This is a genomic window from Streptomyces sp. B21-083, from assembly GCF_036898825.1.
In the GTDB taxonomy this organism is placed as follows: Bacteria; Actinomycetota; Actinomycetes; order Streptomycetales; family Streptomycetaceae; genus Streptomyces.
On record NZ_JARUND010000002.1, the window covers coordinates 4,629,288 to 4,642,847 of the forward strand.

Consider the following 13,560-nt stretch of genomic DNA (forward strand, 5'->3'; position numbering starts at 1 on the left):
TCCTCCTACAGCCCCCTCCGCACCCTCGCTGGAATAAACTAGAAAATGACATTAAAACGGGCAACAAGGTGACCGCGAGCGGCAGTTTTAGCGGCACCCAAGGCCAGGGAATCACTCGATAACGGTCATACCTGGCGTCATTTTCCGGCCGATTCCGATTGGCGCCGTTGATGTTGGACCGTTGGACGCCTTACGATCCCGTCAGTCCTCGAACAGCTCAAACGCACAGCGCGGCGGGGCTCTGGGGGGAGTCATCCGGTTTCGAGGGCGAGGTGTCCGCATAGTGGGCAAAAGCACTGCACCCGCAATTCAGATAGACGACCTATCGCGTACTTTCAAGGGCCCGCAGGGCCGCGTCAAACACGCCCTCGATAAACTCTCTTTGAGCGTCGAGCGCGGCGAGTTGGTAGGTCTCCTCGGGCCGAATGGGGCGGGGAAAACCAGCACGGCGAAGATACTGATGACCGTCCTGCTGCCCACGTCCGGTCAGGCGCGCATCCTCGGACACGACGTCGTGCGCGAGGCTCAGGCCGCGCGGCGGGTGACAGGTGTCATCCTCGGCGGCGACGCGGGACTGTACGCGCGGCTGTCAGCCGTCGACAATCTGCTGCTCTTCGCCGACCTGTACGGAATCCCCTACCGGGAGCAGAAGCCCAGGATCAGCCACCTGCTGGACATGGTGGGGCTGCTGGGGAACGAACGGAAGCGGGTGGAATCGTTCTCACGCGGCATGAAGCAACGGCTGCACATCGCCCGCGGCCTGCTGCACGACCCGGACGTCGTCATCCTGGACGAGCCCAGCAACGGCATCGACCCGGTCGGCGCCCGGGAGTTGCGCGCGCTCATCCGCGAGCAGGTGCGCGGCGGCCGGAGCGTCCTGCTGACGACGCACTACATGTTCGAGGCCGACGAACTGTGCGACCGGGTCGCCGTGATGCGCGACGGGGTCAAGATCGCCGAGGGCACCCCGGAGTCGTTGAAGAAGCAGACGGACGGTCAGGTCGTCCTCACCGTCCAGGTCAGCGGGGCCGGCGACGAGCACGTGGCACGGCTGCGCGCGCTTCCCGGTGTCCGCTCGGTCGGCCTGGCCGAGCGCGACGGCAGCCAGATCCTGGACGTGCACAGCGGCCAGGAGACCGACGTCACGGCCGCGGTCCTGGCCGGACTCGGCGGCCTGCCCGTCCTTCAGGTCTCCAAGCGCGAGCCGACCCTGGAGGACGCGTATGTGTCCCTGATCTCGCAGGACCGCCCGTGACGGCGGCGCGGCCACCCGGGCTCGGCAGCAGCGTCGGCTTCCTGGCGCGCGCGTGGCGCTACGAACTCCGGCAGCTGGTCCGCACCCGGCTGTACGTGTTCCTCGCCGTCCTGCTCCCTCTGATCCTTTCCTCGATGGCCTTCTACATGTTCCGCGGCTCCGGCAAGCAGGACCCCCCGATGGCGGTGGCCCTGAGCGCGGCGCTGATGGGCATGTGGTCCTCCACGCTGCTGGGTTCGGGCAACGCCATCACCCGGCTGCGGCTGATGCAGCTACTGGAACCCCTGGTCGCCAGTCCTCGCTCCACCTTCCTGGTGACACTGCCGTTCGCGCTCGCGACGTCGTCGCTGGGGATCTACGGACTACTCATAACGCTCTTTTGGAGCGCGCTCCTGTTCGACATGCCGCTCCACCTGGAGCACCCGTTGCTCTTTCTGGCCGCGGTACCCGTGACGGTGGTGGCACTCGGCATGCTGGGCCTGCTGATGGCCTCCGCCTTCATCCTCTATCCGACGGCCCAGTCGCTGGCCAACTTCTTCGAGTTCCCGGTGTGGATGCTCAGCGGCATGCTCGTCCCCGTCTCCTCGCTCCCGGACCCCGTGCAGAACGTGTCGTACCTGCTGGCCCCCACCTGGGGTGTCAAAGCGCTCACCGGGGCGGCGGTGGGCGGCGGCGACCCGTTGACGGCGATCGGCATGTGTCTCCTGCTCACCTGTGGCTATCTCGCCGTCACCCTGCTGCTGCAGAGGAGGTTCGAATGGCTGGCACGCTCCAGCGGGACGCTGGCTCTTCAGTGACCTGGCGTCTGTTCTTCGTGGCGGGCTGGCGCTCCTACCTCGCCCTGTTCCGCTGGCTGCGGCCGTCGGCGTTCATCCCGACCGTGATCGGCGTACCCGTCGTCCAGCTGATCTGGGCGGTGCACCTGGGCCGCTACCTCGGCGCCTATCCGCCCGACTACTACGTGGTGGGCAACGCTCTGCACGCCTGCGCGATGGCCGGCCTGTTCGCCCCCGCCCACTCGATCCAGGGCGAGCGGTACGGCGGCACGCTCACCGCGCTGCTCGCCACCCCGGCCAACCGTGCCGTGATGTTCGGCGGCCGGGTCCTGCCGGCCGTCCTGACCGGCGCGTTCACCTCCGCGGTCATGCTCGCCCTCGGCTCGGCGCTGGGATGGGTGCACATCGCCCCCGGCGCGCTGCCCCCGCTGGCCCTCACCTTGCTGGTCACCGCCCTGTCGTGCAGCGCCTGCGGACTGGTCGTGGGGGCGATCGGGCTGCGCACCCGGGAAGCGACGTTCCTGGCCAACGTGGTGCTCTACTCGATGATGCTGCTGTGCGGCGTGAACATCCCCTTCTCCTGGCTGCCCGGCTGGCTCGCCACACTCGGGCACGCGATGCCGATGTCACAGGGGATCGAGGCCGCCCGCCGGGTGCTGTCCGGGGCCGACGGGGTGCCGGGGCTGCTGGGCTGGGAACTGCTCAAAGCGGCCGTGCTGGTGGGGCTGGCCCTGTACCTGCTGCGGGTGCTGGAGCGCGGCAGCCGCGCGAACGCGTCCCTCGACGATGTGTGAGAGAGCAGAGAACCCCATGACGGTGGACGGCGTCCCCCTCACGTTCGGTCAGCTCTCGGTGTGGCGGGTGATGACCGACTGGCCGCACTCCCGGTGGCCGGAGACGTACCTGACCGGAGCGGTCGAGCTGCCGCCCGGCTGCAGCGAGGACCGGGTCGTGTCCGCCTTCGGTGCGCTCCGCAGGCGCCACGAGTCACTGCGCACACGGTTCACGGACACCACCGACGGGCCGGTGCAGCTGGTGGACGAGGCGGTCGGCGACCCGGTCGTGGGTCACGTCGAACGGCAGGTGCACACCGTCGAGGAGGCCGCGGCGGCCGGACGGGAACTGGCCCGGGACCGCATCGACCGCGCCCGGGAGCACGCCTGCCGCTTCGCCGTGGTGACCAGCGGCGGACAGCCGACGCACGCGGTGATCACCGCCGACCACATCGTCGCCGACGGATTCTCGCTGGGGCGGCTGCGCGCCGAACTGACGGCACTGACCGGCAGGAACAGTCCCGAGGGCAGCCGCTGGCTGGAGGAGGAGCCGCCACAGCCCCGGGCACTCGCCCTGGCGCAGCGGTCCGCCGCCGGCCGGGCCCGCGGTGACGGTGTGCTGCGTCACTGGCAGGACCTGCTGGCCACGCTCCCCCCGGACGCCTTCCCGGTGCCCGACGACGCGGGCGGCAGACCCGGACGCATCGAGGCGGTCCTGCGGTCGCCCCGCGCCCGCGCGGCACTGGCCGTGGTCGCCCAGGAACGCGGGCTGGCACCCCACGACGTCCTGCTGGCACTCGCCTCCCTGGCTGTCGCCGTGCTGGAGGAGAGCGCGCGGGTTGTCATGACGCTCCAGTCCAGCAACCGGTTCGGGCCGCCCTGGCACACTGTGGTCAGCTCCATGAACCAGTACGCGCCGATGCTGCTCGACACCGGCACCGCACCCGGCTCCTTCGACGACTGGGTCCGCCGCGTGCAGCGCACCGCGCTCAAGGCGTACCGCTTCGGCTCGTACGACATCGACGCGGTCGAGGCCCTGGTGCGCGGCGACCGCGGCAGGGCGCCGGGATACGACCACTTCTACAACTTCCTCGCCCACGACGTCGCCCGGTCCGCACCCGTCCCCGGCGCGGACCGGGCTGGCCGCGTCGAACGGACCCGCCCCCACCGCCAGATCGGCCCCCGGTTCGACGTCAAGGTGCTCGGCGGGCCCGACATGCCGGTCGTCGTACGGGCCGACCCCGCTCTGGTGTCCGCCGACCGGCTCGACGCCCTGCTGACCTGGTTCGACGAGGAACTTCACCGGATGGCGGCAGAGCCCTCGGGCAGCACGGCCGCGCTGGTCCGGCGGTGCCGCGCGGCCCTGGACGGCCGGTCCGCGGACTGAACCCCCGGCACGCGGTGGAACGCCCCGTACGTCTCTGATGCGCCCCGCTGATCAGGAGGCCAGTATGCTGCCCCTCTCCTTCGCCCAACGACGGCTGTGGTTCCTCGAACGTGTCGAGGGAGCCGGGGCGACGTATCTTCTGCCCCTCGCCCTGCGGCTGCGCGGGCCCCTGCGCGTCACGGCGCTGCGGAGCGCGCTGGGCGACATCGTGGCACGGCACGAACCGCTGCGGACCGTCTTCCGCGAGGCGGACGACGAGCCGTACCAGGACGTCCTCGACGCCGGTGCCGGGCACCCGGGGTTGGCGGTCGTCGCGTGCGGCCCGGACCACCTGGACGAGAAGCTGGCGGCGGCTGCCGCCGTGCCGATCGCGATCGGCGAGGCCGAACTCCCGCTGCGCGCGACCCTGTTCGAGACCGGTCCCGACGACCACGTCCTGCTGCTGGTCGTCCACCACACCGCGATGGACGGCTGGTCGGTGGACACCCTGCTGCGCGACCTGTCCGCGGCCTACCGGTTCCGGGCCGAGCAAGGCACCGCGCCGCCCTGGGAGCAACTGCCGGTCCAGTACGCGGACTTCACCCTGTGGCAGCGCGAACTGCTGGGCGATCCGCAGGACCCCGGCAGCACGCACGCCGTGCAGAGCGCCTTCTGGAGGCGGACCCTGTCCGGTCTGTCCGGACCGCTGCCGCTGCCCGTGGACCGGGCCCGCCGGACGGTGGCCGGGCGCCGGGGCGCCAGCGTCCCCTTCCACTGTGACACCAAGCTGCACCACGGGGTGACGGAGCTGGCCCGCGCGCACCGGTGCACCTCGTTCATGGTGGTGCACGCCGCCCTGTGCGTACTGTTGACCCGGCTGGGGGCGGGCACCGACATCGCGGTCGGCTCCGCCGTCTCGGGGCGGGTGGAGGAGGCGCTGAACGACCTCGTCGGCTTCTTCGTCAACTCGGTGGTGCTGCGCACCGATCTCTCGGGCGATCCGGACTTCGCCGAGGTGCTGCGGCGCGTGCGGGAGTCCGACCTGGACGCCTTCGCCCACCAGGACCTGCCGTTCGACCTGGTGGTCGAGGCCGTCAACCCGGTCCGCTCACTCGCGCACAACCCGCTGTTCCAGGTGATGGTGAGCTTCGAGAGCGACGCGCCCGCGGAGCCGGACTTCGGCGAGGTGCGGGCCGCGGTGCGTCCGCTGGCCCCGCTGCCGACCGCGAAGACCGACCTGACCTTCCAGCTCGTGGAGCATCTGCGGGGCGGACCGCAGGGCATCGACGGCCACCTGGAGTACGCCTCCGACCTGTTCGACGCCTCCACCGCCGAGTCCATCGTGGTGCGGCTGCTCACCGTGCTGGAGGCGGTCACCGCGGACCCGTCGCTGCGGGTGAGCGAGATCGGCCTGCTCACCGATGCGGAGTACCGCCTGGTGGTGACGGAGTGGAACGCGACGGAGCGCGCGCTGCCGGTGACGGCCCTGCCCGAGGCACTCTCGGCCCAGGCCAGGCGCACCCCGGACGCGCCGGCGGTCGTCGACGGTCCGCGCACCCTCACCTACGCCGAACTCCACGACCGGGCCGACCGTCTGGCTGCCTACCTCGACGGCGCCGGGGCGGGGCCCGGCACGGTGGTGGCGCTGGCGCTGCCCCGGTCGGCCGAGTTCGTCGTCGCGGTGCTGGCCGTCCTCAAGACGGGGAGCGCCTACCTCCCGCTGGACCCCGAGCACCCCGTGGAGCGCCTGGCCCACATGCTGCGCGACGCGGCGTCCCCCTGCGTGCTGACCGACCGCGCGACCCGGGCCGCGCTGCCGCGCGGGGGGCCGCCGGCCGTGGTCGTCGACGAGCCGCTGCCCGCGCCGCCGGAGGTGCCCGGAGCGGGGCGCCGTCGGGCCGGCTCCGGCGATCCCGCGTACGTGATCTACACCTCCGGCTCCACCGGGCTGCCGAAGGGCGTCGTCGTCTCGCACGCGGCCATCGACAACCGGCTGCGCTGGATGCAGGACACCTTCCCGCTCACAGCCGCGGACCGCGTCCTGCACAAGACCCCCAGCGGCTTCGACGTGTCCGTGTGGGAGCTGTTCTGGCCGCTGCGGGAGGGCGCCGTGCTGGTGGTGGCCGCGCCGGGCGAACAACGGGACCCGGCACGCCTGATCGCCACCGTGCGGAACGACGGCGTCACCGTCGCGCACTTCGTTCCCTCGATGCTGGACCACTTCCTCGCCGAACCGGAGGCGGCGTCCTGCACCGGACTGCGCCGCGTCTTCTGCAGCGGCGAGGCACTCCCACGGGAGACCGCGGACACCTTCCACCGGCTGCTGCCGGGCACGTCCCTGGAGAACCTGTACGGGCCGACCGAGGCCGCCGTCGACGTGACCTGGCATCCGTGCCGCGCCGGCGAGAGCGGCCCTGTCCCGATCGGCAAGCCGGTGTACAACACGAGGACCTACGTCCTGGACGAGACGCTGCGGCCGTGTCCCCCCGGTCTGCCGGGCGAGCTGTACCTCGCGGGCGTCCAGCTGGCGACGGGCTACCTGGGCCGCGGGGCGCTGACGGCCTCCCGGTTCGTCGCTGACCCGTTCGGTCCGCCCGGGACCCGTATGTACCGTACCGGCGACGTCGCCCGGTGGCGTGCGGACGGCTCCCTGGAGTATCTGGGGCGCGAGGACACCCAGGTCAAACTGCACGGCCAGCGTCTGGAACTCGGCGAGGTGGAGAGCGTACTGGCCGCAGGGACCGCGGTCGGCTCCGCCTGTGCCCTGGTGCGCTCCGACGGCGGCGAACGGCGGCTGGTCGCCTATGTGACCCCAGTGCGCGGGGCCTCGGGCGACGGGGCGACGCCGGCCGGCCCGCAGCCGGAACAGCTGCGCGAGCACCTCGCGGAACGGCTGCCGGCGTACATGCTGCCCTCGGACATCGTGGTCGTGGACCGCTTCCCGCTCACCGCCAACGGCAAGCTCGATCGGGCGGCCCTCCCGCCACCGCCCGCGCCGCGCGCCGGCCGGGGCCGCGGACCGGGCAATGACCGGGAACGGGCGGTGCTGGAGGTTTTCCGCGAACTGCTGGGCACCGACGGCATCAGCGTCGACGACGACTTCTTCCGCGCGGGCGGCACCTCGATGCTCGCCATCCGGCTGGCCCGGCGGCTGCGCCGGGTGCTCGGGACGGAGCTCCCGGTCCAGGCCGTCTTCCGGCATCCGACGGCAGCCGCGCTGGCCCGCCGGGCGGACCGCGGGCCCGGGACGCCGGACGGTTCGGCCGCGCTGCTGCCGCTGCGTCCGCACGGCACCGGCCTGCCGCTGTTCTTCGTCCACCCCGGGACCGGGTTCGGCTGGTGCTACTTCCGGCTGCTGGAGCACTTGGACACCGACCGGCCCGTGTACGCCCTCCAGGCCAGGGGGCTGGGCGGGGAGGACAGGGCCGCCGTGCTGCCCGCGAGCGTCGGGGAGATGGCCGACGACTACGTGCGGCAGATCCGGCAGATCCAGCCGTCGGGCCCCTACCACCTGTTCGGCTGGTCCTTCGGCGGGCTGGTGGCACACGCCGTCGCGACCGCACTGCGGGCCGCGGACGAGGCGGTGGACCTGCTGGTGGTGCTGGACGGCCGTCCCGTGACCGAGGAGGAAGCCGCCCGGGCCCACGCCTCGGCCGAGGAGCCGCAGACGGAGGCGCTGCGCGGCTTCTTCGACGGCGCTCCCTCGCTGTCCGCCGCGCAGGACGGCGTCGACGACGCGCTCGTCGCACAGCTGCGCGAGAGCTTCCCGCCGCTCAGCCACGCCGGTCCGCGCGAGGTGCGCGCGGCGGTGGAGGTGGCGGTCAACAACATCCGCCTCATGAACGAGTTCGTGCCCGGCCGGTTCGACGGCGATCTCGTCCTGGTAGCCGCCCATGACGGCACGCCCCGGGACATCGGGCCCGGTCTCGGCTGGGATCCGTACGTCGGCGGGCGGATCACGGTCCTGGACGCCGACTGCGGCCACTACGAGATGCTCGGCAGGGCGGTCGCCGACATCGGCAGCCTGCTGTCGCGGATCCTCACCGCACCCGGCTCCGCACGGAAATGACCACAGGAGGAACTTCCATGGGCAACCCCTTCGACGATTCCGGCGCCCCGTTCCACGTCCTCGTCAACGACGAGGGCCAGCACTCGCTGTGGCCGGCCGCCGCGGCCGTGCCGGACGGCTGGAGCGCCGTGCTGAGCGATGCCACGCACGAGGAGTGCGTGGCCTGGGTGGAGACGCACTGGACGGACATGCGGCCGAGGAGCCTGGCCTCGGCCATGGACGCGAACGGTCCGCGGGGCGAGGCGTGAACCCGTCCGCCGACCGCGAGGCGGTCACCCTCGGCGAACTGTTCACGCGGGGGGCGCGGTTGTGGCCCGACGCGGTCGCGGTGGAGTGCGCGGGCGAGCTGCTGACGTACGCGCGGCTCGACACGGAGTCGGACCGCCTCGCACGGCTGCTGCTGGCGCGCGGCGCGGCACCCGAGCGCCCTGTGGCCATCGGGCTGCGGCGCTCGCCCCTGCTGGTGGCCGCCCTCCTCGCCGCGGTGAAGGCGGGGGTGCCGTACGTCCCCGTCGACCCCGCACACCCCGCCCGGCGCAACGCCCTCATCCTGCGCGACGCCGCGCCCGCCCTGCTGCTGGCATCCTCCGGCACCGCCGTACCGGGTGCCGACGGGGAACTGGGCCCGGATCTCGTGCTGCTCGACGAGTCCGGCAGCAGCGAACCGCCGGAGCCGGAGCCCGCCCGGGGCCTGCCGCAGGCCCGTCCCCCGCATCCGCTGGACCTGGCCTACACGCTGTACACCTCGGGCTCGACAGGCACGCCCAAGGGCGTCGCGGTGACCTACGGCAACCTGCTCAACCTGCTCAGTTCCTTCGGGAAACGGCTGGGGCTCGGACCACAAGACCGCTTCCTCGCCGTCACCACCGTCGGATTCGACATCGCCGCGCTGGAACTGTTCGTCCCGCTGCTCAGCGGTGCCCGTCTGGTGCTGGCCACGGAGGAGGAGCGGGAGCCCACCCGACTCGCCCGGCTGGTGGGGCGGCGCGGTATCACCGCGATGCAGGCGACGCCAGCGCTGTGGCAGGCGCTCGTGGAGGAGACCGTCGACCTGTCAGGGGTGCGCGTCCTGGTCGGGGGCGAGGCCCTGCCGGCCGGGCTCGCCGCCGAGCTGTGCGACCGGGCCGCAGAGGTCACCAACGTCTACGGCCCCACCGAGACCACCGTCTGGTCGACCGCGGTGACACTGGAGCCCGGCAGGCACACGGACCGCCCGCCGATCGGAGTGCCCGTCGACCGGACCCGGACCCAGGTGCTGGACCACGCGCTGCGGCCGGTGGCCGTCGGCGAGGAGGGCGAGCTGTACATCGGGGGCGCCGGGGTGGCCCGGGGTTATGTGAACCGTCCCGGTCTCACCGCCCAGCGCTTCGTCGCCGACCCCTACGGACCACCCGGCACCCGCATGTACCGCACCGGCGACCTCGTACGCCAACACCCCGACGGCAACCTCGAATTCCTCGGCCGCGCCGACTTCCAGGTCAAACTCCGCGGCTTCCGCATCGAACTCGGCGAAATCGAAACCGTCATCGCCCGCACCCCCGGCGTCGCCCAAGCCGTGGCCCTCGTCCGCGAAGACCGCCCCGGCGACAAACGACTCGTCGCCTACACCGTCCCCCGCACCGGACACCACCTCGACCCCACCACCATCCGACGCCACACCACCCAAACCCTCCCCGACTACATGGTCCCCGCCCACATCGTCGTCCTCGACACCCTCCCCCTCACCACCAACGGCAAAGTCGACCGACGCGCACTCCCCGCCCCCCACCACAACCCCACCACCACCGACACACCCACCACCCCCCACCAGAAAACCCTCTGCCACCTCTTCGCCGACACCCTCGGCCTCCCCCACATCGGCACCCACGACAACTTCTTCGACCACGGCGGCCACTCCCTCCTCGCCACCCGCCTCATCAGCCGCATCCGCACCCAACTCGGCCACCACCTCACCATCCGCGACCTCTTCGAACACCCCACCGTCCACGACATCAGCCACCACCTCACCACCACCACCCCCACCACACGCCCCGCACTGCTGGCGGCGCCGCGTCCCGCGCGGGTGCCGTTGTCGTACGGTCAGCGGCGGCTGTGGTTCCTCGACCGGCTGGAGGAGACGGGCGCGGCGTATCACATGCCGTTGGTGCTGCGGCTGCGCGGACCGCTGGACCAGGACCGGCTGCGGGCCGCCCTGGCAGACCTCGTGGCCCGCCACGAGAGTCTGCGCACCGTCTTCCGGGAGGTGGACGGGGAGCCCTGGCAGGAGGTGCTGCCCGTCGCGGACACGGTGCCCGCGCTGAGCGTGGTGGAGGCTGGCGCCGCCGACCGCCTGGAGGCGCCGCTGCGGGAGTTCCTGTGCCGGGGCTTCGACCTCGCCCAGGAACCGCCGCTGCGCGCACGGCTGTTCAGGACACAGCCGCAGGAGCATCTGCTGGCCGTCGTCGTGCACCACATCGCGTGCGACGGATGGTCGATGGCCCCACTCGCCCGCGACCTGCAGAACGCCTACGAAGCGTCGGGACGCGGCGCGGGGCGCGACGCGGACGGGGCGCTGCCCGTGCAGTACGCCGACTACACGCGGTGGCAGCGCGAGCTGCTGGGCGACCCGGACGACCCGGAGAGTCTGGCCGCGCAGCAACTGGCTTACTGGGACAAGGAGCTGAGCGGCCTGCCGGAGGAGCTCCGGCTGCCGTACGACCGGCCGAGGCCGGCCCGTTCCTCCTACGCGGGCGGATCGGTGGTGGTGCGGGTCGACGCGGCGGAGCACCGGGCGCTCCAGCGACTGGCGCGCGCGTCGGGAGCGACGGTGTTCATGGCTGTCCAGTCCCTCCTCGCAGTCCTGCTCACCCGGCTGGGCGCGGGCACGGACATCCCGATCGGCACGCCGGTCGCGGGGCGCTCCGACGAGGGGCTGGAGGACCTGGTCGGCTTCTTCGTCAACACGCTGGTGCTGCGCACCGACACCTCCGGCGATCCCGGCTTCACCGACCTGCTGGAGCGGGTGCGCGACCGGGACCTCGACGCCCTCGGCCATCAGGACCTGCCGTTCGAGACGCTGGTCGAGCGGCTGCGCCCGGGACGCTCGCTGGCCAGGCACCCCTTCTTCCAGGTGCTCCTGGTGGCGCAGAACAACGAGCGGCTGCCCTTCCGGCTACGGGGCCTGGATGTGGACGAGCGCCCCGCCGCCCTGGGCACTGCCCAGTTCGACCTGTCGTACAGCCTGGTGGAGAAGGCCGCCGCCGACGGTTCCGGCGACGGGATCGAGATCACCGTGGAGTACGCGACCGACCTGTTCGACGCGGCCACGGTGGAGCGGATGAACGACTGTCTACTGAGGCTGGTGCATGGGGTACTGCGCGCGCCGGACGCGCCCGTCAGCACCCTGCCGCTCCTCTCCGCGGCGGAGCGCCGCCGGCTGATCGTGGACTGCAACGCGACGGACCACGAGGTGCCCGGACTCTCCCTGCCCGCGATGATCGAGGCCCAGGTGGCGCGTACCCCCGGGGCGACGGCCGTCGTGCACGAGGACCAGCGGCTGACCTACGCGGAACTCAACGCCCGGGCCAACCGGTTCGCCCGTCTCCTGATGCGCCGGGGGGCGGGCCCCGAACGGACGGTGGCGCTGTTCGCACCGCGCTCGGCCGAACTGGTGGTGGCCCTGCTCGCGGTGGTGAAGACGGGCGCTGCCTATCTGCCGGTGGACACCGCACACCCGGCGGACCGGATCGCCTACCTGCTGGAGGACGCCGGTCCCGTCTGCGTGGTGACCACCGGCGCGCTGAGCGCACAGGTGCCCGACGGTACGGCGACGGTGGTGCTGGACTCGGACGCCACCGCCCGGGAGGCAGCCGCCCTGCCTGACACGGACGTGCCCGACAAGGAACGCACGACGCCGCTGCTGCCCGCGCATCCGGTGTACGTGATCTACACCTCCGGCTCGACGGGCCGCCCGAAGGGGGTGGTCCTGCCCTCGGGGGCCCTGGTCAATCTCATGGCCTGGCACCACCGGGCCATGGAGGGCGGGCCGGGCACGGTCACGGCCCAGTTCGCGTCGCTGAGCTTCGACGCCGCCGCCCACGAGCTCTTTTCGGCCTTCACCATGGGCAAGACGCTGGCCGTCCCACTGGACGACACCCGCAAGGACACCGAGGAACTGGTCAGGTGGCTGGACCGGCACCGTGTCAACGAGCTGTTCGCCCCCACACCGGTGGTCGACGCGGTGGCCGAGGCCGCGACCCGGCTGGGGCTGGCCCTGCCTCATCTGGTGGACATCGCGCAGGCGGGCGAGGCTCTGACGCTCCACTCGGCGCTGGGCGGTTTCTGTGCCCCGGGGTCAGGGCGCAGGCTGCACAACTACTACGGACCGACCGAGACCCATGTGGTCACGGCGTGGACGGTGCCCGATGCCGCGTTCGGCTCCCCGGCCGCACCTCCCATCGGACCGCCCATCTGGAACACCCGCGCGTACGTGCTCGACGAAGGGCTGAACCCGGTGCCGGTGGGTGTGCCGGGCGAGCTGTACATAGCCGGTGACCAGGTGGCCCGGGGTTATGTGAACCGTCCCGGTCTCACCGCCCAGCGCTTCGTCGCCGACCCCTACGGACCACCCGGCACCCGCATGTACCGCACCGGCGACCTCGTACGCCAACACCCCGACGGCAACCTCGAATTCCTCGGCCGCGCCGACTTCCAGGTCAAACTCCGCGGCTTCCGCATCGAACTCGGCGAAATCGAAACCGTCATCGCCCGCACCCCCGGCGTCGCCCAAGCCGTGGCCCTCGTCCGCGAAGACCGCCCCGGCGACAAACGCCTCGTCGCCTACACCGTCCCCCGCACCGGACACCACCTCGACCCCACCACCATCCGACGCCACACCACCCAAACCCTCCCCGACTACATGATCCCCGCCCACATCGTCGTCCTCGACACCCTCCCCCTCACCACCAACGGCAAAGTCGACCGACGCGCACTCCCCGCCCCCCACCACAACCCCACCACCACCGACACACCCACCACCCCCCACCAGAAAACCCTCTGCCACCTCTTCGCCGACACCCTCGGCCTCCCCCACATCGGCACCCACGACAACTTCTTCGACCACGGCGGCCACTCCCTCCTCGCCACCCGCCTCATCAGCCGCATCCGCACCCAACTCGGCCACCACCTCACCATCCGCGACCTCTTCGAACACCCCACCGTCCACGACATCAGCCACCACCTCACCACCACCCCCACCACCACACGCCCCGCACTGCGTCCGATGCGTCCGGCTCCCGCCGGCCGGGACGCCCAGTGACGGCGGCCTCATCCCCTGGAGCAAC

Annotated in this window: 7 protein-coding genes; all 7 read left to right on the plus strand. The window is 72.0% G+C overall.

Annotated elements, in window-relative coordinates; all coding sequences use genetic code 11:
- Positions 1–283: 283 nt before the first annotated feature.
- The 7 genes from QA861_RS44895 to QA861_RS44925 all read left to right on the plus strand — a co-directional run bounded on the left by QA861_RS44895 (position 284) and on the right by QA861_RS44925 (position 13,535).
- Positions 284–1,255: an ABC transporter ATP-binding protein gene (locus QA861_RS44895; RefSeq protein WP_334594714.1), complete on the plus strand. Its 972-nt coding sequence runs from the start codon at positions 284–286 to the stop codon at positions 1,253–1,255.
- On the plus strand, positions 1,252–2,052 hold the full coding sequence (locus QA861_RS44900; protein WP_334594715.1) for an ABC transporter permease: 801 nt from the start codon (positions 1,252–1,254) through the stop codon (positions 2,050–2,052). The genes QA861_RS44895 and QA861_RS44900 overlap by 4 nt, the downstream gene beginning before the upstream one ends.
- Positions 2,013–2,825 carry an ABC transporter permease gene (locus QA861_RS44905; RefSeq protein WP_334594716.1) on the plus strand — a complete coding sequence of 271 codons (813 nt, stop codon included), beginning with the start codon at positions 2,013–2,015 and terminating at the stop codon, positions 2,823–2,825. Before QA861_RS44900 ends, QA861_RS44905 begins: the two co-directional genes overlap by 40 nt.
- A 16-nt stretch (positions 2,826–2,841) precedes the next feature.
- On the plus strand, positions 2,842–4,191 hold the full coding sequence (locus tag QA861_RS44910) for a condensation domain-containing protein (protein WP_334594717.1): 1,350 nt from the start codon (positions 2,842–2,844) through the stop codon (positions 4,189–4,191).
- Positions 4,192–4,255: 64 nt separating this feature from the next.
- A complete protein-coding gene (locus QA861_RS44915; RefSeq protein WP_334594718.1) occupies positions 4,256–8,239 on the plus strand; it encodes a non-ribosomal peptide synthetase in 3,984 nt (1,327 codons plus the stop codon).
- Between the two features lie 17 nt (positions 8,240–8,256).
- A complete protein-coding gene (locus QA861_RS44920) occupies positions 8,257–8,487 on the plus strand; it encodes an MbtH family protein (RefSeq protein WP_334594719.1) in 231 nt (76 codons plus the stop codon).
- Entirely contained in the window at positions 8,484–13,535 is a 5,052-nt protein-coding gene (locus tag QA861_RS44925; RefSeq protein WP_334594720.1) for a non-ribosomal peptide synthetase, read from the plus strand. Before QA861_RS44920 ends, QA861_RS44925 begins: the two co-directional genes overlap by 4 nt.
- Positions 13,536–13,560: the final 25 nt, after the last annotated feature.

Bases quoted from the DNA above. Each gene is read 5' to 3' on its own strand.
- QA861_RS44905 (WP_334594716.1), top strand. From the start codon at position 2,013: ATGGCTGGCACGCTCCAGCGGGACGCTGGCTCTTCAGTGACCTGGCGT.
- QA861_RS44910 (WP_334594717.1), top strand. From the start codon at position 2,842: ATGACGGTGGACGGCGTCCCCCTCACGTTCGGTCAGCTCTCGGTGTGG.
- QA861_RS44915 (WP_334594718.1), top strand. From the start codon at position 4,256: ATGCTGCCCCTCTCCTTCGCCCAACGACGGCTGTGGTTCCTCGAACGT.
- QA861_RS44920 (WP_334594719.1), top strand. From the start codon at position 8,257: ATGGGCAACCCCTTCGACGATTCCGGCGCCCCGTTCCACGTCCTCGTC.